Source organism: Stenotrophomonas sp. YJH_SMC_119, assembly GCF_059368315.1.
In genome coordinates this window covers 1-19,628 of record NZ_JCAFRP010000022.1, presented here as the reverse complement: position 1 = coordinate 19,628, position 19,628 = coordinate 1, and the positions used below count along the sequence as shown (strand labels likewise).

Below are 19,628 nucleotides of genomic sequence, written 5' to 3'. Positions count from 1 at the left end.
AAGGCTGGTGAAAATCGCGCTTGCGATCCTGCCATCCCCACTGCCGTCCCGGAGCCGCCAGGTGACCGAATCGCACGACTTCTTCCTCCCCGGTGGCCCCCAGGGCGTGCTGCTGGTCCATGGCCTGACCGGCACCCCGGCGGAAATGCGCATGCTGGGCAAGGGGCTGAACAATGCCGGCTTCACCGTCCACGGCGTGCAGCTGCCCGGCCATTGCGGCACCGTGGATGACCTGCTGGCGACCACCTGGGAACAGTGGTACCAGGGCGTGGAAGATGCGGCGGCCGCCCTGCGCGGCAAGGTCGACCAGCTGTTCGTGGGTGGACTGTCGATGGGCGCGGTACTTTCGCTGGCGTTGGCGGCACGTCGCCCGGAGTGGGTGTCCGGCGTGGGCGTGTACGGCGCCACTTTCCGTTACGACGGCTGGAACATTCCCGCCGTGGCCCGCTTCTCGTTCCTCCTGCCGTGGTTCAAGCGCTTCAACATCGGCCGCGACCGCATGTTCATGGAAGAACCGCCGTACGGCCTGCGCGACGAGCGCCTGCGCGCGCAGGTCAGCGCCGCCATGCTGTCCGGCGACAGCGCCGCCGCCGGCCTGCCGGGCAATCCCTGGCATGCGCTGGCCGAGATGCGTGCGCTGAGCAACTGGACCCGCCGCCACCTGCACCAGGTCACCGCACCGTGCCTGGTGATGCACGCCCGCGAAGACGATGTGGCCAGCATGGGCAACGCTGAGCTGGTGATGTCGCGGGTCAGCGGCCCGAAGGAACTGGTGGTGCTGGAAGACAGCTACCACATGATCACCATCGATCGCGAACGCCGCGATGTGATCCGTCGCAGCGCGCGCTTTTTCACCGAGATCGGTGAACGCACGGGCGTGCTCAAGGCGGTGGCCTGAGATGGGGGCACTCGCCACCCTGCTGTGGCTGGCCAATGTGGTACTCGATACCGGTGGCCAGCTCGCCTTCAAGGCCGCCGCCAGCGATCCGCAGGAAGGCGAAGGACTGCAACGCTGGAAACACATGCTCAGCCGCCCCTGGCTGTGGATCGGCATCGCCTGCTACGTGCTCGAGTTCGTGGCCTGGATTGCGTTCCTGTCGCTGGTGCCGCTGTCCAAGGGCGTGCTGCTGGGCTCGATCAACATCGTTGCGTTGATGATCGCCGGTCGTTTCCTGTTCCGCGAGAAGCTCACGCCGCTGCGGGTGGCCGGCATGCTGCTGGTCACCGCGGGCGTGGCGGTGGTGGGGGCCGGCTCATGAGGCGCCTGTATGTGATCGGTTTCCCGCTGCTGATGGCCTTCGACACGCTGGCCCAGCTGTGCTTCAAGTACGCCGGTGACGCCGCGCTGCCGGTCGAGGCCAACACCGCCTGGCTGCTGCGCGTGCTGTCGCAGCCGTGGGTGTATGGCGCCATCCTCGGCTACGTGGGTGCGTTCTTCACCTGGATGAGCCTGCTGCGCCATGCGCCAATCGGCCCTGCATTTGCCGCATCGCACCTGGAAGTGATCAGCGTTCTGCTGCTGTCGGCGTGGCTGTTGAACGAGCCGCTGACCCTGCACCATCTGTTAGGTGCGGTACTGATCGTGGCCGGCATCGTCTGCCTCGGCCGCGCTGAAGCGGACGACCCGCACAGTCCCGCCGAAAGCGCGTCGTGAGCGGGCTGCGATGAGCCTGTTCGCGCGCGAACTGCCACCTACCGCTGGCCTGCCGATTCAGGCCAGCGATTTCCTGCCCGGTGGCGGCGACCTGCGCGAAGTCCTGGCCAGCCAGCTCGGCACACCGCCACTGCAGCTGACCTGTTCCGGCACGCACGCACTGCTGATCGCGCTGCGTACGCTGCGCAAGCGCGCGCCAAGGCGCGACACCGTGATCATGCCGGCCTATACCTGCCCGCTGGTGCCGATCGCGGTGCACAGCCTGGGCCTGCGCGTGCAACTGTGCGATACCCGTCGTGGCCACTTCGACTTTGATCCCGGCCAGCTCAGGCGTCTGGCCGATGCGCGCACGCTGGCGATCCTGCCGACCCACCTGGGCGGGCGCATCGCCGATGTCGAGCTGGCCTGCGAGGTTGCGCGCGGCGCCGGCGCCTGGGTGATCGAGGATGCCGCGCAGGCGCTCGGCGCACGCGTTGGCAACACCAGTGTCGGCCTGCGCGGCGATATCGGATTCTTCAGCCTGGCCGCCGGCAAGGGCCTGAGCCTGCACGAAGGCGGCCTGCTGGTCAGCCGCGATGACGAACTGCGTGCCGCGCTGGCCGAACATGCCGTCCAGCACGTTCGCTCCAGCCTGCGCTGGGAGCTGCTGCGCAGCGTGCAGTTGATCGGCCTTGCTGCCTGCTATCGCCCTTCGCTGCTGTCGCTGGTGTATGGCAATCCATTGCGCAGTGCGCTTCAACGCGACGATCTGGAAGAAGCGGTCGGTGACATTTTCCCGCTTGATATACCGCAGCACCGGGTCAGCCACTGGCGGCAGAACATCGGCGCGCATGCCGCGCGGCGCTTGCCGGCGTTCCTGCAGGCCGGTCGCCTGCGTGCGTTGCAGCTGCGCGTGCAGCTGGCACAGCTGCCAGCCGTTGAGGTGGTCGACGGCCTCGCCGGCAGCGGTGGCACCTGGCCACTGCTGATGCTGCTGCTGCCCAGCCAGCGCGCCCGCGATGCCGTACTGAAGGACCTGTGGCCACGTGGTCTCGGCGCCAGCCGCATGTTCATCCATGCCCTGCCCGGCTACGCGTACCTGCGCGGCATCGTGCCGCAGGACGACATGCCCAATGCACGCGACTTCGCCGCACGCATGCTGACCCTTGGCAACAGCGCCTGGCAGACCCGCGAAGAGACTGCCGAAATACTGCAGGTCCTGGCCCGCGCCTGACCCGAACGTGCACGCGTGGCCTGCCCTCCGCGCATTCATCCGTGCACCTTCCTGAACGTTTTCCCAGCCTGTCAGAAGAGCCTTTCAACAGGAAAGGAACGAGAAAGGCGGCCTGCCTACATTGAGCCTGCCCCGGCATCGGGCCGGGCGTTTCTTTCATCGACGGACCTGCCCATGCACTGGAGCATCCTGTGTGACTTCGACGGCACCATCAGCCTCGAAGATGTCATCGACTCGCTGCTGGAAAAGTACGGCCAGCCGGGCTGGCAGGAACTGGAAGACCAGTGGAAAGCGGGAAAGATCGGCTCGCGTGAATGCATGCAGGGCCAGGTGCGGCTGCTGAAACTGGACCCGGCCACGCTCGACGCCCATCTGGACCAGGTACAGATCGATCCGGGCTTCGCCGCCTTTGTCAGCCGTGCCGAACAGCTGGGCCTGCCGCTGCGCATCGTCAGTGACGGCCTGGACTATGCGATCCACCGCATCCTGGCCAACCACGGCCTGTCGCAGCTGCCGGTGGTGGCCAACCACCTGCGCTGGTGCGAAGACCATTGGGAACTGGAGTCGCCCTACCAGGCCGAAGGCTGCCGCAGTGGCACCTGCAAGTGCACCTGCGCCGCGCAGGCGCGCGCCAACGAAGCACCGCGCGTGCTGATGATCGGTGACGGCAGCTCGGATTTCTGTGTGTCCGAAGACGCCGACTTCGTGTTCGCCAAGCGCCGCCTGATTACCCATTGCACGAATGCCGGCATCGAGCATGCCGCCATCGACACCTTCCACGATGCAGTCGCACTGTTGCCGCGCCTGCTCGATGGCAGCCTGCTGCAGCCACGTCGCATCGACGCCCGCCCGCAGCCCGCCGCACTGCCCCCGCTGCTGGCCACCGCCTGAGCACTCCCTCCAAGCACGCTCCCCCGTCGCCCCTTTCGAACGTCCTTCACGGAACCGAACTGCATGAACATTTTTGACAAGAACGCCGACGCCGCTGCCTCCGACGCGCAGCTGCTGGCCGACGAAGCCCGCTACAGCTCCTTCGGCGATACCGTCCACTACGTCGACCCGCCGAAGATCTTCCAGCGCGGCGAAGGCAGCTACATGTTCGACGGTGCGGGCGTGCCCTACCTCGATCTGCAGATGTGGTACTCGGCCTGCAACTTCGGCTACAGCAACAAGCGCCTGAATGACGCGCTGAAGGACCAGATCGACACCCTGCCGCAGGTCGCCAGCCAGTACCTGCATCCGACCCGCGTGCAGCTGGCCAAGACCATTGCCGTGGACATGCACGAGAAATTCGGCCTCGACGGTCGCGTGCATTTCAATGTCGGCGGCGCGCAGGCCATTGAAGACTCGCTGAAGATCGTGCGCAACGCGCGCGGCGGCAAGAGCCTGATGTTCGCCTTCGAAGGCGGCTACCACGGCCGCACCCTGGGTGCCTCGTCGATCACCTCCAGCTACCGCTACCGCCGCCGCTACGGCCACTTCGGCGAGCGCGCGATGTTCATCCCGTTCCCGTACCCCTTCCGTCGCCCGAAGGGCATGACCCCGGACGAGTATTCCGACCACTGCGTGTGGCAGTTCGAGCGCCTGTTCGAAAGCGAGTACAACGGCGTGTGGGACCCCAAGGTCGGCCAGGCCGAGTACGCCGCGTTCTACGTCGAGCCGATCCAGGGCACCGGCGGCTACGTCATTCCGCCGCGCAACTTCTTCACCGGCCTCAAGCGCGTGCTGGACAAGTACGGCATCCTGATGGTGGTCGATGAGATCCAGATGGGCTTCTGGCGTACCGGCAAGCTGTGGTCGATCGAGCACTTCGGCGTGACCCCGGACGTGCTGGTGTTCGGCAAGGCGCTGACCAACGGCCTGAACCCGCTGTCCGGCCTGTGGGCACGCGAAGAGCTGATCAACCCGACCGTGTTCCCGCCGGGTTCCACCCACTCCACCTTCAACTCCAACCCGCTGGGCACCCGCCTGGGCCTGGAAGTGTTGAAGCTGGGAAAGGAAATGGACTACGAGCGCACCGTGCCGGAAAAGGGCGCGTACTTCCTCGACGGCCTGCGTGGCCTGCAGAAGCGCCACCCGGAAATCGGCGACGTCGACGGCCTGGGCCTGGCCCTGCGCGCCGAAATCTGCCAGGCCGACGGCTACACCCCGAACAAGGAACTGCTGGACCGCATGGTCGACATCGGCCTGGCCGGTGACCTCCTGCACGACGGCAAGCGCATGGGCCTCGTGCTCGACGTAGGTGGCTGGTACAAGAACGTGATCACCTTCGCGCCGTCGCTGGACATCAGCTACGAAGAGATCGACCTGGCGATCACCCTGCTCGACCAGGCGCTGACCAAGGCCAAGGGCTGAGGCTGGATGGGCTGCCGGTTCCCGTGCCGATGGAGATGACGTCACGCGCATCCAGCACCGCGCTGGAACCGGCCGCGCTGCTGGAGGGCTTCCTGGCCCATCCGCCGCTCGGATTCGAGGCAGGCCGCCTTCCCAGCGGCCTGCCGACTTTCCGTGCGCCGCTGGACCTGACCACCACGATGGACGACGCGCTGCGCAGCAAGCTGCTCGGCCTGCCGCTGTCGCGCCTGTGGCGGCCTTGGATCACCTGGAAGACCCGCTTCGTCGGTGCCACCAGCACCGAGTACACCCCACTGCCGGCGCACGTGGCGCCGGAGGCGCTGGCCGAGGACGTGACGCGTCACGCGATCGGCGATACCCGGCTGCTGGTGGTCAAGGACCTGGCCATCGATTCACCGCTGCTGGACGACGCGGCCAATGCGCACAGCGCGGCGTTCCTGCAGGCCTTGCTGACGCGCGGCTTCGTTGAACTGGAAGGCATGCCGCTTGCCTGGGTGGCGATCGATTTCGATTCGCTCGATGGCTACCTCGGCCGCCTGTCGTCCTCGCGCCGCAAGAACATCCGGCGCAAGCTCCGTTCGCGTGATGACCTGCAGGTCGACTGCATCGCCACCGGTGATCCCGCCTTGGCCGACCCACGGCTGCAGGCCGAGTTGTATGCGCTGTACCTGGGCGTGTATGCGCAGAGCGCGGTGCATTTCGACCAGCTCGACCTGACCTATTTCCAGTACCTGCTGGCCGACAGCCAGGGCCAGGGACGGATGTTCCTGTACCGCCACCAAGGGCAGCTGATCGGCTGGAACCTGTGCTACATCCACGCCGGAAAGCTGGTGGACAAGTACATCGGTCTGGCCTACCCGCAGTCACGCGAGCACAACCTGTACGCGGTCAGCTGGATGCACAACCTCGAGTATGCCCTGCAGCACGGCCTGAGCCACTACGTGGCCGGCTGGACCGACTCGCGGATCAAGGCCGAACTGGGCGCCCGCTTCACCTCCACCCGGCACGCGATCCACGCCCGTTCCCCGCTGCTGCGCGCCGCCCTGCGCCGGCTGGCCCCGTACCTGCAGGGCGAAGCTGATGGAGGCGGTTGAACGATGACGTTGCGTTCTCCGTTGATCCTCGACCTGGACGGTGGCGTGCTGCCGCTGCCCCAGGCGCAGACCCTGGCCCTGCCGCAGTGGCACGATCCACTGCGCTTTGCCTGCAGCAATGCCACCCTGGACCGTTTCGCCACTGAAGTGCTGGCGCCGCTGCCCGCGCAGCTCGGCACGGTCATGCTCGGCAGTGGCGACTTCCACCACCTCAGCCTGCCGCTGTTGCGCCGCATGCGCACACAGGCGCCGTTTCAGTTGGTAGTGCTGGACAACCATCCGGACAACATGCGTTTTCCGTTCGGCATGCATTGTGGCTCATGGGTGAATGCCGCCAGCAAGCTGCCGCAGATCTCGCACATCCATGTGCTCGGCATTACCTCCAGCGACATCGGCCTCGGCCATGCCTGGGAGAACCACTGGCGCCCGCTGCTGGGCGGTCGCTTGACGTACTGGTGCATGGACGTGGATGTCAGCTGGGGCCATCGCCTCGGCATGGGCCACGCGTTCCGCCGCTTCGAGCACCCCGAAGCGCTGGTGGCCGCGTTCGCTGCCGAACAGGCCAAGTCGCCGCAGCCGGCCTACCTGTCGATCGACAAGGACGTGTTCGCCGAGGACGTCGCGCGCAGCAACTGGGACCAGGGCCGATTCCAGCTGGAAGACGCGCTGGTGGTGATCGAAGCGCTGCGTGCCGGCGGCCTGGTCGGCAGTGACATCACCGGCGAGGTGTCGCTGGCCACCTACCAGAGCCGCTTCAAGCGCTGGCTGTCGTCGCTGGATGGCCAGCCGGACATCAGCGCCGATGATCTTCCCGCCTGGCAGGCGCGTCACCAGCAGGTGAACCGCGAACTGCTGGCGGCAATCGCCGCCGTACCGACGGCCTGCTGACCGCGCCGGTAATGCCGGCCGCGGGCCGGCGTGGCTTCGGTAGTGCCGGCCGCTGGCCGGCAATGCCAACCGAGGTTGGCATCTACCAGACCAATGCCGGCCAGCGGCCGGCACTACACTGGGCGCCTACCCCAGGAGCCCTCGCCATGCCCCAGACCGTCATCCCGCAACTGCGCATGCGCCACGCCGACACCACCCTGCCGTTCTACGTGCAGGGGCTGGGCTTCGTGGTCGACTGGGAACATCGCTTCGAACCCGGCTTCCCACTGTTTGCCCAGCTCACCCGCGACGGCCAGACGATCTTCCTTACCGAACACAGCGGCGACTGCGAGGTCGGCGGCGCGGTGTACTTCATCGTTGACGACGTCGACAGCCTGCACCGCGCCTTCGGTGCCGCCAACGTCCCAATCGAGCAGCCCCCGCATGACACCGAATGGGGCAGCCGCGAAATGCTGCTGCGCGACCCGGATGGCAACCGGCTGCGCTTCGCCACCCACACGGACTGAATGACGTCGGCTTGAGATGGATATACGGAACATATACGATTCGTATATTCATACTCGAGGGCCACCCATGGGCATCGTCAACATCGATGACACCCTGCACGACCAGCTGCGCCGTGCCTGCACCGTCTCCAGCCGTTCGATCAACGCCCAGGCCAACTTCTGGATCCGGGTCGGCATGCTGTGCGAGATGAACCCGACGCTGAGTTTCCAGGACATCGTCGCCAGCGAGCTGCGCGCGGCCGGCGTGCAGCCGCCGTTGTTGCCTCCGGGCCAGGTCTGAGCCGATGGGCATCATCAAGCGCCCCGACGAGATCGCGCTGATGGCCGAATCGGGTCGCCTGCTGGCGCAGGTGTTCGCCGCACTCGACCAGCTGCCGCTGCAGGGCCGCAGCACGATGGAGATCAACGAATTCGTCGAGCGCATGATCGTCGATGAGCTGCAGGCGCGGCCGGCCAGCAAGGGCCAGTACGGTTTCCCGTACGTGCTCAATACCTCGATCGACAACGTCATCTGCCACGGCGTGCCCAGCACCACCGACGTGCTGCGCAACGGCCAGATCGTCAACCTCGACATCACCCTGGAAAAGAACGGCTACATCGCCGACTCCAGCACCACCTACCTGGTCGGTGAGGTCGACTACGCCGCGCGCCGGCTGGTGCAGACCGCCTACCAGGCGATGTGGAAAGGCATCGCCGCGGTGCGCCCCGGCGCACGCCTGGGCGATATCGGCCACGCCATCGCCCGCCACGCACGCAGCCACGGCTACAGCGTGGTGAAGGAGTACTGCGGCCACGGCATCGGCCAGGAGATGCATGAGGAACCGCAGATCCTGCACTACGGGCATCCCAACACCGGCGTGGTGCTGGAAGAAGGGATGGTGTTCACCATCGAGCCGATGCTCAACCAGGGCAAGCCGGCCATCCGCCAGCAGCCGGACGAATGGCCGGTCTACACCCGCGACGGCAAGCTGTCGGCGCAGTTCGAGCATACCGTCGCGGTCACCGGCAGCGGCGTGCGCGTGCTGACCCTGCGCCCGGGCGAAACACCGTTGTGCGCGGTGGATGCCGCCTAGAGCGGGCGCAACAGCAACAGCATGGCAAGGCAGAGCATGAACATCGCCACGCCTGCATCCAGCACCCGCCACGCAGACGGCCTGCGGAACACCGGCTGCAGCAGCCGCGCGCCATAGCCCAGTGCACAGAACCAGGCCACACTGGCCACGCACGCACCGGCGGCAAAGGCCCAGCGCAGATCGCCCGGATAGCGCGTCGACAGGCTGCCGAGCAACACCACCGTGTCCAGGTAGACATGCGGGTTGAGCAAGGTGAAGGCCAGGCAGGTCAGCAGTACCTGGCGCCCACTGCCGCCCTGCGCCTCGGCGGCGGCCAGCGCGCTGCCACCTCGCCACGCGCGCAGGCCCGCCTGCAGGCCATACCAGAGCAGGAAGGCCGCACCACCGAAGCGCAGCACCTGCAGCAGCAACGGCCACTGCAGCACCAGCGCGCCCATGCCGCCCACGCCGGCCAGGATCAACGCGATATCCGCGCCGGCGCAGGCCAGCACCACCCTGCCCACATGACGTTGTTGCAGGCCCTGGCGCAGCACGAAGGCATTCTGTGCGCCGATGGCGATGATCAGGCCGGCGCCCGCGAAGAGGCCGGCGACGGTAGCGGCAATCCACATCGGGACAGGCCAGGCAGCGAGGGGACGCGCAGGGTGCGGCCAACAGCCTTGTTTAGACAAACTGATTTTTCTTTATCCTGCGCAGGAAAACTGAAGAGGCACCGGCATGGACCTGGTACACCCGCAACTGGCCGCGTTTGCCGCGGTGCTGGAGGAAGGCAGCTTCGAGGCTGCGGCACGCCGCCTGTCGATCAGCCCATCAGCACTGTCGCAGCGGATCAAGGCTCTGGAAGACCGGCTCGGGCAGGTGCTGGTGGTGCGCCAGGCGCCGTGCCGCCCCACCGCCGCCGGTGAGGCGCTGCTGCGCCGGGTGCGACCGATGCAGGCGCTGGAGGCCGAGGCATTGGCCGAGCTGCTACCCGAGCGTGGCAGCAGCGACGCTGCGCGCACCCCGATCCCGCTGGCGGTCAATGATGATTCGCTCGATACGTGGTTCGTGCCGGCCATCGCCGACCTGCACCAGCGCCATGGCTACCTGTTCGACCTGCGCATGGACGACCAGGACCACACCCTGCGGTTGCTGCGCGACGGCAGCGTGCTGGGTGCGGTCACCGCCGAAAGCCAGCCGGTGAAGGGCTGCAACGTGCACCCGCTCGGCGCCATGCGCTACCAAGCGATTGCTTCGCCCGGCTTCGCCCGCCAGTACTTCAGCGATGGCATGGACGCCACAGCACTGGCACGCGCGCCGATGCTGGTGTTCAACCGCAAAGATGAACTGCAGTGGCGCTTCGTGCGTCGTCTGACCCGCGCGCGGCTGCAGCCGCCGCTACACTACCTGCCCTCCTCCACCGGTTTCGTCGAAGCCGCCGCGTGCGGACTCGGCTGGGGCCTGGCCCCGGAAACCCTGGCCGCGCCCGCTGTGCGCGCCGGCCGCGTGGTGGTACTGGAACCCCGCCGCTGGCTCGATGTGCCGTTGTACTGGCAGCATGCCGCCGTGCGCTCAAGCACGCTGCAGCACATCACCCAGGCGCTGCGTACTGCGGCCAGCGGCACCCTTCGTTGAGGAAAGACCGATGACCGCAGACCCGGGCTTCACACCATGCGCACTACCGTTTGCGCACTTCTTTACCACTGGGACGGCATGGGCGTGATCGGCCGACGTACAAGGATGCACCGCGCGAAAGTCGCGTTGACCCTGGCAGCCTGCCTGCCGCTTGCGGCGGCAGCGCAGAGCAGTGCCGATGCACCCGCACTGGACTGGGAACAGGCGCGGCAACGCCTGGAGCAGGTCTCCGATGCGCTGGCCGCTGCCGATGCAGCCGTTCGCAACAAGCAGGACCTGCAGGACGCCACCCGGCTGCTGCGCCTGCCGGAGATCACCGGCGAAGTGCGCCGCCTGCAGTTCCAGAAGACGCTCACTCTGCCGCTGGGCTCACTGGCGCCGGTGGCTGAAGCCTTCGGCATCGATTCGCCGCTGTCGTTCACCGAGCGCGACTGGCGCACCCGTCCAGTGGTCACTGCGGTGCTGCCGCTGTACACCGGCGGCGTGATTCCGGCCGCGCAGCGTGCGGCCAGTGCCGCCCACGAACAGGCCAGCGCCGAGCGCGAAGCACAACGTCAATCGCTGACCGTGCAGCTGGCCCAGGCCTACTTCGGGCAGCGCCTGGCCGAGCAGGCGGTGGACGTGCGCCGTGACGTGCGCGATGGCCTCAACCGCCACCTGTCCGATGCAGAGAAGCTGGAACGCGAGGGTTTCGCCACCCGCGCCCAGCGCCTGCAGGCCACCGTGGCCCGCGACAAGGCCGAGCGCGAATACCAGAAGACAGTGAACGACCTGGCCACGCTGAAGGCCGCACTGGCCACGCTGCTGCGCAGTGGTGGCGAGGTGCAGCCGGTTTCGCCGCTGTTCGTGCAGCGCGTGCCGCTGGAACCGGTGGCCAGCTTCGAGCGTACTGCGCAGGCGCGCCAGCCGCAGATCGCACGCCTGCGGGCCATGGTGGCGCAGGCCGAACAGGGCGTGCGCGTGCAGCAGGCCAAGCTGAAACCGCAGATCTTTGCCTTCGGCCAGTACGACTTCCGCCGCCGCGACGAAATGCTGACCGATCCGGACTGGGCGTTTGGCATCGGCCTGAAGTACACCTTCCTGTCGCCGAACTCGCGGCCGGCGCAGATCAGCGCCGCGCGCGCGCAGCAGGACCAGGCCGAAGCGGGCCTGCGCGAGGCCGAGAACCAGGTCGCGCTGGGCGTGCGCAAGGCCTGGAACGAACTGGAAACCGCGCGCCAGCAGTACGTGCTGCTCGACAGCAGCATTGCCCAGGCACAGGAAAACCTGCGCCTGCAGGAGCTGGCGTTCCGCGAGGGCCAGGCCACCTCGCTGGATGTGATCGACGCGCGGCTCGGCCTGGGCGGTGCCCGTGTAGAGCGCGCACAGGCCGCCTACCAATACGATATTGCGCTGGCACAGTTGCTGGAGGTCAGTGGACAGATGGACCGTTTTGAAGAATTCCGGCGCCGTGCGGACGAGGTGATCGACCATGAGTGATGTGCTGCACGACGATGCGACAACACCCCCGGCCAAGCGCCGCCTGGGCCCGATCCTGGTAGTGGTGCTGCTGGTCGCGGTGGTGCTCGGCCTGTGGCTGGCCTGGCGCAGCCCGGCCGACCAGATCCAGGGCATGGCCGACGCGGACACCATCAACGTGGCCGCCAAGATCACCGCGCGCGTGGCGGAGTTGAAGGTGCGCGAGGGCGACCGCGTGCAGCCCGGGCAGGTGCTGTTCCTGCTCGACAGCCCCGAAGTGGCCGCCAAGGAACAGCAGGCGCACGGCGCATTGGCCGCCGCACAGGCGGTGGCCGACAAGGCCGACGAAGGCGCGCGCAGCGAAGACATCCGCGCCGCCGAAGCGAACTGGAAGCGCGCCGAAGCCGGTGCGACGCTGGCCGAAGCCACGTACCAGCGCGTGCAGAACCTGTTCAACGAAGGGGTGATGACCCGGCAGAAGCGCGATGAAGCGCATGCCCAGGCCACCAGTTCGCGCGAACTGGCCCGTGCCGCGCGCGCGCAGTACGACATGGCGTTGGCCGGCGCACGCGAGCAGGACAAGCGTGCCGCGCAGGGCCAGGTGCAGCAGGCGCAGGGCGCGGTGGCCGAAGTCAACGCCGCCCGTGCCGAAGTCGAAGGACGCGCGCCGGTGGCGGGCGAGATCAACAAGCGCATGGCCGACCCGGGCGAGCTGGTGCCGGCCGGCTACCCGGTATTCACCCTGGTCGACATTGATCGCATGTGGGTGGCGATGAACCTGCGCGAATCACAGATGCAGGGCCTGAAGGTCGGCAGCAAGCTGCAGGGCAACGTGCCGGCACTCGGCCTGGACGGCGAGTTCGAGGTCTACTTCATCAACCCTGCCGGCGACTATGCGACCTGGCGTACCACCCGCCAGTCGTCCGGCTACGACGTCCGCAGTTTCGAGGTGCGGGTGCGCCCGGTACGCCACATCGAGGGCTTCCGCCCCGGCATGAGCGTGCTGTTCGCATGGCCCCAGCACTGAGCCCGGACCGCAACGGCTTCGCTGCTTCCTGGCGGCGCGAGCTGCAGTCGCTGCGCGGCAACCGTGCCGACCTGCTGCTGGTCACCGTGCTGCCCCTGCTGATGCTGGCGGTGATGGCGTGGATGTTCTCGCCGTCGGTGATGCGCGACATCCCCATTGCCGTGGTCGACCTCGACCACAGCAGTGACAGCCGCCTGCTGCTGCGCATGCTCGATGCCAGCCCCGGCGTACGCATCGCCAGCCAGCCGGCGGACCTGGAGGACGCGCGTTCGCAGCTGCGCAGGCTGGACGTGTTTGCCATCGTACTGGTGCCGCGCGATGTCACCCGGCAGGCGCTGCGTGGACGCCAGGGCACGGTGTTCGCCTATTACAACGCCACCTACATGACCACCGGCCAATCTGCGTCGCGCGATATCGGCGACGCAGTCTCGGCCTGGAACGCACGCCTGCTGCGCGAACGCATCGGCCTGCAGGTCGGCCCCGGCAAGCTGCGTGCGGCACCGATCGCGGTGCAGTCGGACATCCTGTACAACCCTGCGCGCAGCTACGAGTTGTTCCTGCTGCCGCTGATCTTCCCTGCCGTGCTGTCGCTGGTACTGGCACTTGCGGTCGCCGGCAGCCTCGGCCGCGAGATCCGCGACGGCACCCTGCCCGCCTGGCTGGATCGAACGCCGTGGTCGGTGATTGCGGGCAAGGTCACGCCGTACATCCTGTTGTTTTCGCTGTATGGCGCGCTCGGCATCGGTTACCTGGCCTGGCTGCGCGGCGATGGTGTGGCCGGCAGCGCGCTCCTGTTGCTGCTCGCACAGCCACTGTTCTACCTGGCCACGGCCGCCTACGCATTGTTCTTCGTCGGCGTCACCCGCGACATGGGTACCGCGCTGTCCGCGGTCGGCCTCAGCATCGGCACCGCACTGGCGTTCTCCAGCGCTACCTTCCCGGTGCTGGATGGCCCCCTGTTCACCCGCATCTGGCATCAGCTGCTGCCACTCAGCGCCTACATCAAGCTGCAGACCCAGCAGCAGTTCATCGGTTCGCCGCTGCAGGTTTCGGTGTGGCCGTTGGCCACATTGCTGCTGATGGCGGTGGTGGCAGGAGGCATTGGCGGCCTGCGCCTGATCGCCTTTGCGCGCACGCCGGAAGCCTCGCAGCCTGCGGGAGCCGACGCATGAGCGCACTGTGGCGCAGCCTGCGGCAGACCCTGATGGCGGTGCTGTGCGACCGCTACGCGATCGTTGTGATGGTCGGCGCGGTGATCCTGTATTCGTTCTTCTACCCGGCCGCGTACCGTCACCAGGTGGCCGGCAACCTGCCGGTGCTGGTGGTGGACGAAGACCACAGCGCGACCAGCCGCGAGCTGCTGCGCAAGCTCGATGCACTCCGCGTTGCACGCGTGGTCGGGCAACCGGCGGACATCGACAGTGCGCGTCAGCAGCTGGAAGCCGGCCATGCCGAAGGCATCGTGCTGATCCCGGCCAACCTGGAGCGCGACATCCTGCGCGGCCACCCGGCCAAGCTGGTGCTGCTCGGCAACGGCGCCTACCTGGGCCGTGCCAGCTGGGTGCTGGGCAGCGTGGCCGACGCACTGGGCGCGTTCGGGCGTGACGCCGTGGTCGGCCAGGCCGCCTTCATGGGCGCGCCACAGGCGCCGCCGGTCACCCTGGTGCAGCGCCCGCTGTACAACACCCAGGAAGGCTATGGCAGCGCCATCGTGCCCGGCGTGGCCGAGCTGATCGTGCACCAGACCCTGCTGATGGGCATCGGCGTGCTGCTCGGTGGTCGTCGTCTTGCACTCGGCCGGCGCCTGCGCTTCGACCTGCCGACCCTGGCCGGCATGGCGATGGGCTTCGGCCTGATCGGCCTGTTCGGCCTGTTCTGGTACGCCGGGTTCACCGCCTGGGTGCAGGACTATCCGCGCGGCGGGAACCCACTGGGCCAGCTGCTGGGCGGCACCCTGTTCATCGCCGCTACAGTGGTTTTCGGCCTGTTCGTCGGCAGCTTCTTCCGCACCCGCGAACGCGCCTTCCAGTACATCATCGCCACCTCGATCCCGCTGTTCTTCCTGGCCAACCTGTCGTGGCCGGCAGTGATGACGCCGCAACCGCTGGTCTGGCTGGCGCAGCTGCTGCCTACCACCTCCGGCATCAACCTGATGGTGCGCCTGAACCAGATGGACGCCAGCCTGGCCGACGTCAGCCACGAACTGATCACCCTCACCGTCCTGCTGCTGCTCTACGGCAGCCTCGCCACCTGGCGCCTCCTCGCAAAAAAGGGGACGGAGGGGATTAAGTCGTAAACGGCCGGTTTGGGGGATTGCGACTTAATTCCCTCCGTCCCTTTTTCCTGCAACGAAGAACGCCGGCGTGGGGCCGGCGTTCGGGTACTGCGGTGTGGAAGGGGAAACGGGGGCCTTCGGCGATCGATCAGCGATAGACGCGTTCGCAGCGACGTTCAACCACGCGGTCACCGTTCTTCTGCTGCTGGTTGCCTTGGATCTGGCGGCCGGCCGCACCACCGGCCACGGCGCCGGCCACGGTTGCAAGCTTCTTGCCGTTACCGCCGCCCACCTGGTTGCCCAGCAGGCCGCCGATCACTGCGCCGGTAGCGGTACCCGTGATGCGGTTCGGATCGCGCGAGTTGCGCTGCACTTCCACGTTCTTGCAGACCACGCGACTGCCGTCATTGAACTTGCGTCCCTCATCGCGCGGCCCATACGTCTGCGCACCGGCCACCGACGAAGCCGCCAGCAGCGTGCCCAGCACAAGCAATCGGGTCGAGGTCTTCATGGCCATCTCCTGAGTTCCGGTATGGCGCAAGTGTCCTCCTGCGGTTGGCAACCGGAAGTGAAATGCGCGTGTCCGCCGCCTCATCGGCCATCGCGCGTTCAGGAAGAGAATCCGCGCCCATCACGATCAGACATCGTGATGGGCGCCGTCTCCCTACCGGCATTGCCCTCTGCTAGAACTCTTCCCAACCACCCGCATTGGCGGCCAGCGTCGGTTCCATCCGCGGCGACAGCACCGCCGGCCGGCGTACCGGTGCAACCGATGCCGCCACGGCTGCCAGCGCCGGGCGGACCGCTGCGGCGGCGGTCACCGCCCCCGTGCGGAACACCGAAACCGCCTCGGCCAGCAGGTTGGCCTGCTCCTCCATGGAGCGTGCCGCCGCGCTGGCTTCTTCCACCAGCGCCGCATTCTGCTGCGTGGTCTCGTCCATCTGCACCACCGCCTGGTTCACCTGTTCGATACCCGAGCTCTGCTCCTGCGAGGCGGCAGAGATATCGGCCATGATGTCGGTCACGCGCTGCACCGAGGCCACGATCTCGCCCATCGTGGTGCCGGCCTGGCGAACCAGCGCCGATCCATCGGCGACCTTGCCGACCGAATCCTCGATCAGGCCCTTGATCTCCTTGGCCGCACCGGCCGAGCGCTGCGCCAGCGTGCGCACCTCACTGGCCACCACCGCAAAGCCCCTGCCCTGCTCGCCGGCACGAGCGGCTTCCACTGCAGCGTTAAGCGCCAGGATGTTGGTCTGGAATGCGATGCCATCAATGACCGAAATGATCTCGGCGATCTTCTTCGACGAGGCTTCGATGGCCGACATCGTGGTGACCACCTGGCCGACCACCTCGCCGCCCTGCGACGCGACACCATGCGCGCCGATGGCGAGCTGGTTGGCCTGGCGTGCGTGCTCGGCGTTCTGCTTCACGATGGAGGTTAGCTCCTCCATCGACGCCGCCGTCTCTTCCAGGTTCGCCGCCTGCTGCTCGGTGCGACGCGACAGATCGGTGTTGCCCGACGCGATCTCGCCTGCCGCCAGGTTGATGCTGGACGCGCTGGACTGGATACGGCCGACAATCTGCTTGAGCTGATCGACGGTGGCATTGCAGTCATCGCGCATGCGGGCAAACACGCCGTGGAAGTCGCCCTGCATGCGCACGGTGAGGTCACCGCGCGAGATCGCCTGCAGCAGGGTCGACACCTGCACCAGGTTCTCGTCGGTGGTCTGCATCAGGCGATTGAGCCCGGCCACCATGTCGCGGAAATCATAGGCGAAGCGATCTTCATCGCCGCGCAGGCTGAAGTCGCCGGCGGCTGCGGCCGTCGCCAGGCGGCGGATCTCACCGTTGATCGCCGACAGGCTGGTCTTGGTTTCGTCCATGGCCTGGGTGATTGCGGCCTTCTCGCCCGGCAACGGATCCATGTCCACTGACAGATCACCGCGGGCGTAATGCTTCATTACTTCGATCAGCCGGTTCTGCACCTGCACATGCGAGCCGACCAGCGCATTGGTCTCGTGCACCATGCGCCCGTAGTCGCCAGGAAAAGCACTCTCGTCCATGCGATAGCTGAGGCTGCCCGCGTCGTGCTGGCGGGCCAGCTCGCCCTGCGCCGCCATCACCGACTGCAACTGCGCCTGCATGCGCTGCATCGACCTGAGCAGCTGCGTCACCTCATCGTTGCCGGACGCGTCGATGCTGTTGTCCAGCCGCCCGTTGGCGATGCCGTCGGCCAGCTTCACCGCACCTTCCAGCGGGCGGGTCAGGCTGCGGGTGATGGCCCACGCGGCCAGCGAGCCCAGTAGCAGGCTCAACGCGCCGAACACGATCGACAACGTGCCGGTCCAGGATTCGGTTGAACGGTATTCCTCGCGACTGCGCTCGGTCAGTGTCTCCTGATGCCGCAGCAGGGTCGAGATCGCCTCATTCCATGCGGTGGCCAAGCCGTGCTCGGCGAGCAGTTCCTTGGCCGCGCCGTTGAAATCACCGGCCTTCATGCGCTCGTGCAGATGCTGGGTGGAGGCGTCGGTGGCCTTGCGTGCCGCGTCGATTTTCGCCACCAGGGCATCACCAGTGGCGTCGCGTGGAATCTTGATGTACTTGGCCCAGATACCGTCGTAGGTCTGCGACAGCTCCTGCGCCTTCTGATAATCCTTGTCGAAATCCTCACCGCGCTTGATCACCATCAGCCGGCGATGCATCAGCACCGCGTTGTTGGTATCCAGCATGTCGTTCAACAGCCGCATCTTCACCATGTTGACGTCCACCACTTTCTCGAACTGGGCGGACTTCAGGTGGTTTCCGTACAGCACGAGGCCAACGATGGCCACGATGAACAGCAGCAGCAAACCGAACCCGGCACCCAGCCGGGATCCCACTCGAAGGTTGCGTAAGGCGAGCATCTCAATTCCCTTGATCATGGCCGTATGATCGATGGCGGCGCAGGCAGGGGAAACTTTATGGGTCGATATTATTATATCGATCTAAAACTCTGGAACTGTGCAGACAGGTGTGAAATCAGAAAACCCACGAACGCGTTATATCCATAAGGCATATCGCCATGTGTACCGAGAATGGGATCAGGCCCGGGCCTGCCGCCCCGGCATCCAGCATTACCGAGCAGCAGGCCCCGGGAAGACCAGATCCTTCCCGAGCCTTGCCGCATAGATGCTCTCGAACTGGAAGGAGAGCACAAACCGGAACTCGCACGCCGCAGCGTAACGATTGATGAAGCGGCAGATTTCCTCCCAGGCACTTTCAAACCCGCTCGCGCGGAAATGAAACGAGCCGAGCAGGCCGACCTGCCACTTGGCTTCAATCCCTTCCGCAACGACAGCTTCCGGCGGGTCGACGATGCTGAATCCGAAGCCGGTGTTGGATGCTGGAAGATATCCACGCAGGCCGTCGGCACCGTCGGAGTACGGCCTGGATCGAGTCCAGAGCGCGCAGCACGAAACCCAGATCGGCACCGGCTTCGACTCAAGCAAGCTTCATCAAAGCTCGGTGTCGTTACAAGCCCTGACCCATTCGTCAGGATCATCGGGCGCCACCGACATGAATCGGACTACTACGTCCACTGTTCACGGCCATCTGCGCCGATCCAAACCAGACCCGCCGGAGCATCGGTCAAGAACCAGAGGCCGAATCCATCGATATCATCTTCACCAGGATTTTCGGGCCAAGCGTTTGAGATTAGCGTCAGCTGCTCCCTCCAGTCGCCTTGCAAGAACACCCCGTCCGTTGCAAGCCTCACTTTCCCTTCCCTCAACAAACGACCCATCAACTCGAAGAACGCGTCTTTTCTTTCGGAGATCCCAACACCTCCCATTTCCATCGTCATGTGCTGCCAGACGGCACCCATTGATAACCCAAACGAAGAAGTCACCACTGCACAATGAATCCCGTCTTTCATTTGAACTTCACCTCTACTCGCTTTCCATTATTTATGGATTTATCCTGCACATCAATTGTCCAACTAGCACCAGTCTTCTGCGCGCTCGTTGAAAAATCTCTAAGAGTTATCTTTGCACCAGAGCTCGTGGTTGCCGTATAAAGAAGACCCTTTCCAGGTACGACCTTCGCGACAGGCATGCGATCAGTTCCAGTCAGCTGTCTGAAATACAGCATGACATCGGATGTGCTTGCACCAATATAAACCGGAGCACCCGTACTGACTTGAGCATCGGCCTTCAAGACCTTTGAACCAAGATTAAGCTGAAAATCCTTAGGATCCAATGACTTGCTATTGTATTGGTGTGCGAGGTCATCAATTCGCTTTTGCGAGTACGCCTGAAGAACGGATTCAGGTTGTTTGAGAGACAAATCGGGCAGTTCCCGGCTTGGGCGCCCAGCCATCCATCTGCCCGCCCGCACCACCACTGATGCTGCCGGAGCTGGCCGTATAGTCCATGTGGTTCTGCAGGTCGGTGAATGTCAGCGAGCCCGCAGTCAGTTCACTGTTGCCCGC

The 19,628-nt window shown here is 66.0% G+C and carries 22 protein-coding genes; 16 read left to right on the top strand and 6 right to left on the bottom strand.

Annotation, left to right across the window (positions count from 1 at the left end):
• Nucleotides 1-61: 61 nt before the first annotated feature.
• From AC5P6S_RS20380 to map, 11 genes are all read left to right on the top strand, one after another.
• Nucleotides 62-898 carry an alpha/beta hydrolase gene (locus AC5P6S_RS20380; protein ID WP_005412675.1) on the top strand — a complete coding sequence of 279 codons (837 nt, stop codon included), beginning with the start codon at nt 62-64 and terminating at the stop codon, nt 896-898.
• A 1-nt stretch (nt 899) separates the two neighbouring features.
• Entirely contained in the window at nt 900-1,259 is a 360-nt protein-coding gene (locus AC5P6S_RS20375; protein ID WP_111151368.1) for an EamA family transporter, read from the top strand.
• Nucleotides 1,256-1,654, top strand: a complete 399-nt coding sequence (locus AC5P6S_RS20370) for a DMT family transporter (protein WP_005408666.1) — start codon at nt 1,256-1,258, stop codon at nt 1,652-1,654. The genes AC5P6S_RS20375 and AC5P6S_RS20370 overlap by 4 nt, the downstream gene beginning before the upstream one ends.
• Before the next feature lie 10 nt (nt 1,655-1,664).
• Nucleotides 1,665-2,867, top strand: a complete 1,203-nt coding sequence (locus tag AC5P6S_RS20365) for a DegT/DnrJ/EryC1/StrS family aminotransferase (protein ID WP_201864055.1) — start codon at nt 1,665-1,667, stop codon at nt 2,865-2,867.
• A gap of 174 nt (nt 2,868-3,041) precedes the next feature.
• On the top strand, nt 3,042-3,758 hold the full coding sequence (locus AC5P6S_RS20360) for an MtnX-like HAD-IB family phosphatase (RefSeq protein ID WP_005408664.1): 717 nt from the start codon (nt 3,042-3,044) through the stop codon (nt 3,756-3,758).
• Nucleotides 3,759-3,821: 63 nt separating this feature from the next.
• Nucleotides 3,822-5,222, top strand: a complete 1,401-nt coding sequence (locus AC5P6S_RS20355) for an aspartate aminotransferase family protein (protein ID WP_005408663.1) — start codon at nt 3,822-3,824, stop codon at nt 5,220-5,222.
• A gap of 29 nt (nt 5,223-5,251) precedes the next feature.
• A complete protein-coding gene (locus AC5P6S_RS20350) occupies nt 5,252-6,316 on the top strand; it encodes a GNAT family N-acetyltransferase (RefSeq protein WP_201864054.1) in 1,065 nt (354 codons plus the stop codon).
• 3 nt (nt 6,317-6,319) lie between these two features.
• Nucleotides 6,320-7,204, top strand: coding sequence for an arginase family protein (locus tag AC5P6S_RS20345; RefSeq protein ID WP_201864053.1), 885 nt, complete (start codon nt 6,320-6,322; stop codon nt 7,202-7,204).
• A 146-nt stretch (nt 7,205-7,350) separates the two neighbouring features.
• Nucleotides 7,351-7,710, top strand: a complete 360-nt coding sequence (locus AC5P6S_RS20340) for a bleomycin resistance protein (protein ID WP_024958234.1) — start codon at nt 7,351-7,353, stop codon at nt 7,708-7,710.
• A gap of 67 nt (nt 7,711-7,777) precedes the next feature.
• Nucleotides 7,778-7,990 carry a ParD-like family protein gene (locus tag AC5P6S_RS20335; RefSeq protein ID WP_005408659.1) on the top strand — a complete coding sequence of 71 codons (213 nt, stop codon included), beginning with the start codon at nt 7,778-7,780 and terminating at the stop codon, nt 7,988-7,990.
• 10 nt (nt 7,991-8,000) lie between these two features.
• Nucleotides 8,001-8,783, top strand: coding sequence for a type I methionyl aminopeptidase (gene map, locus AC5P6S_RS20330; RefSeq protein ID WP_171956620.1), 783 nt, complete (start codon nt 8,001-8,003; stop codon nt 8,781-8,783).
• Here the strand turns inward: map and AC5P6S_RS20325 are convergent.
• Complete coding sequence (locus AC5P6S_RS20325; protein WP_012479552.1) at nt 8,780-9,394, bottom strand: LysE/ArgO family amino acid transporter; 615 nt, start codon at nt 9,392-9,394, stop codon at nt 8,780-8,782. The two genes, map and AC5P6S_RS20325, sit on opposite strands and share 4 nt — an antisense overlap.
• A 106-nt stretch (nt 9,395-9,500) precedes the next feature.
• Between AC5P6S_RS20325 and AC5P6S_RS20320 the strand changes: the two genes are divergently transcribed.
• The 5 genes from AC5P6S_RS20320 to AC5P6S_RS20300 all read left to right on the top strand — a co-directional run bounded on the left by AC5P6S_RS20320 (nt 9,501) and on the right by AC5P6S_RS20300 (nt 15,178).
• Nucleotides 9,501-10,397 carry a LysR family transcriptional regulator ArgP gene (locus AC5P6S_RS20320; RefSeq protein WP_012479551.1) on the top strand — a complete coding sequence of 299 codons (897 nt, stop codon included), beginning with the start codon at nt 9,501-9,503 and terminating at the stop codon, nt 10,395-10,397.
• A 78-nt stretch (nt 10,398-10,475) separates the two neighbouring features.
• Nucleotides 10,476-11,876, top strand: a complete 1,401-nt coding sequence (locus AC5P6S_RS20315; protein WP_043035548.1) for a TolC family protein — start codon at nt 10,476-10,478, stop codon at nt 11,874-11,876.
• Nucleotides 11,869-12,882 (top strand): HlyD family secretion protein, encoded by a 1,014-nt coding sequence (locus AC5P6S_RS20310; protein WP_171968348.1) that lies wholly within the window; start codon nt 11,869-11,871, stop codon nt 12,880-12,882. The genes AC5P6S_RS20315 and AC5P6S_RS20310 overlap by 8 nt, the downstream gene beginning before the upstream one ends.
• A complete protein-coding gene (locus AC5P6S_RS20305) occupies nt 12,867-14,054 on the top strand; it encodes an ABC transporter permease (RefSeq protein ID WP_099498138.1) in 1,188 nt (395 codons plus the stop codon). Before AC5P6S_RS20310 ends, AC5P6S_RS20305 begins: the two co-directional genes overlap by 16 nt.
• A complete protein-coding gene (locus tag AC5P6S_RS20300) occupies nt 14,051-15,178 on the top strand; it encodes an ABC transporter permease (RefSeq protein WP_043035551.1) in 1,128 nt (375 codons plus the stop codon). Before AC5P6S_RS20305 ends, AC5P6S_RS20300 begins: the two co-directional genes overlap by 4 nt.
• A gap of 127 nt (nt 15,179-15,305) precedes the next feature.
• Here AC5P6S_RS20300 and AC5P6S_RS20295 read toward each other — a convergent pair whose 3' ends face one another.
• From AC5P6S_RS20295 to AC5P6S_RS20275, 5 genes are all read right to left on the bottom strand, one after another.
• Nucleotides 15,306-15,674, bottom strand: coding sequence for a glycine zipper 2TM domain-containing protein (locus tag AC5P6S_RS20295; RefSeq protein ID WP_032965667.1), 369 nt, complete (start codon nt 15,672-15,674; stop codon nt 15,306-15,308).
• Between the two features lie 166 nt (nt 15,675-15,840).
• A complete protein-coding gene (locus tag AC5P6S_RS20290) occupies nt 15,841-18,063 on the bottom strand; it encodes a methyl-accepting chemotaxis protein (RefSeq protein ID WP_495204738.1) in 2,223 nt (740 codons plus the stop codon).
• Nucleotides 18,064-18,273: 210 nt separating this feature from the next.
• A complete protein-coding gene (locus tag AC5P6S_RS20285; RefSeq protein WP_495204735.1) occupies nt 18,274-18,648 on the bottom strand; it encodes a hypothetical protein in 375 nt (124 codons plus the stop codon).
• Nucleotides 18,649-18,728: 80 nt separating this feature from the next.
• On the bottom strand, nt 18,729-19,073 hold the full coding sequence (locus AC5P6S_RS20280; protein ID WP_024958502.1) for a DUF596 domain-containing protein: 345 nt from the start codon (nt 19,071-19,073) through the stop codon (nt 18,729-18,731).
• The gene (locus AC5P6S_RS20275) at nt 19,070-19,483 is read right to left on the bottom strand and encodes a hypothetical protein (RefSeq protein ID WP_141097972.1); all 414 of its coding nucleotides are present in this window, start codon (nt 19,481-19,483) and stop codon (nt 19,070-19,072) included. Before AC5P6S_RS20275 ends, AC5P6S_RS20280 begins: the two co-directional genes overlap by 4 nt.
• Nucleotides 19,484-19,628 lie beyond the last annotated feature (145 nt).

Bases quoted from the DNA above. Each gene is read 5' to 3' on its own strand.
- AC5P6S_RS20335 (WP_005408659.1), top strand. From the start codon at position 7,778: ATGGGCATCGTCAACATCGATGACACCCTGCACGACCAGCTGCGCCGT.
- AC5P6S_RS20325 (WP_012479552.1), bottom strand. From the start codon at position 9,394: ATGTGGATTGCCGCTACCGTCGCCGGCCTCTTCGCGGGCGCCGGCCTG.
- AC5P6S_RS20355 (WP_005408663.1), top strand. From the start codon at position 3,822: ATGAACATTTTTGACAAGAACGCCGACGCCGCTGCCTCCGACGCGCAG.
- AC5P6S_RS20320 (WP_012479551.1), top strand. From the start codon at position 9,501: ATGGACCTGGTACACCCGCAACTGGCCGCGTTTGCCGCGGTGCTGGAG.
- AC5P6S_RS20345 (WP_201864053.1), top strand. From the start codon at position 6,320: ATGACGTTGCGTTCTCCGTTGATCCTCGACCTGGACGGTGGCGTGCTG.
- AC5P6S_RS20365 (WP_201864055.1), top strand. From the start codon at position 1,665: ATGAGCCTGTTCGCGCGCGAACTGCCACCTACCGCTGGCCTGCCGATT.
- AC5P6S_RS20350 (WP_201864054.1), top strand. From the start codon at position 5,252: ATGGAGATGACGTCACGCGCATCCAGCACCGCGCTGGAACCGGCCGCG.
- AC5P6S_RS20375 (WP_111151368.1), top strand. From the start codon at position 900: ATGGGGGCACTCGCCACCCTGCTGTGGCTGGCCAATGTGGTACTCGAT.
- AC5P6S_RS20315 (WP_043035548.1), top strand. From the start codon at position 10,476: ATGGGCGTGATCGGCCGACGTACAAGGATGCACCGCGCGAAAGTCGCG.
- AC5P6S_RS20310 (WP_171968348.1), top strand. From the start codon at position 11,869: ATGAGTGATGTGCTGCACGACGATGCGACAACACCCCCGGCCAAGCGC.
- AC5P6S_RS20300 (WP_043035551.1), top strand. From the start codon at position 14,051: ATGAGCGCACTGTGGCGCAGCCTGCGGCAGACCCTGATGGCGGTGCTG.
- AC5P6S_RS20360 (WP_005408664.1), top strand. From the start codon at position 3,042: ATGCACTGGAGCATCCTGTGTGACTTCGACGGCACCATCAGCCTCGAA.
- AC5P6S_RS20295 (WP_032965667.1), bottom strand. From the start codon at position 15,674: ATGGCCATGAAGACCTCGACCCGATTGCTTGTGCTGGGCACGCTGCTG.
- AC5P6S_RS20280 (WP_024958502.1), bottom strand. From the start codon at position 19,073: ATGAAAGACGGGATTCATTGTGCAGTGGTGACTTCTTCGTTTGGGTTA.
- AC5P6S_RS20290 (WP_495204738.1), bottom strand. From the start codon at position 18,063: ATGCTCGCCTTACGCAACCTTCGAGTGGGATCCCGGCTGGGTGCCGGG.
- AC5P6S_RS20370 (WP_005408666.1), top strand. From the start codon at position 1,256: ATGAGGCGCCTGTATGTGATCGGTTTCCCGCTGCTGATGGCCTTCGAC.
- AC5P6S_RS20340 (WP_024958234.1), top strand. From the start codon at position 7,351: ATGCCCCAGACCGTCATCCCGCAACTGCGCATGCGCCACGCCGACACC.
- AC5P6S_RS20305 (WP_099498138.1), top strand. From the start codon at position 12,867: ATGGCCCCAGCACTGAGCCCGGACCGCAACGGCTTCGCTGCTTCCTGG.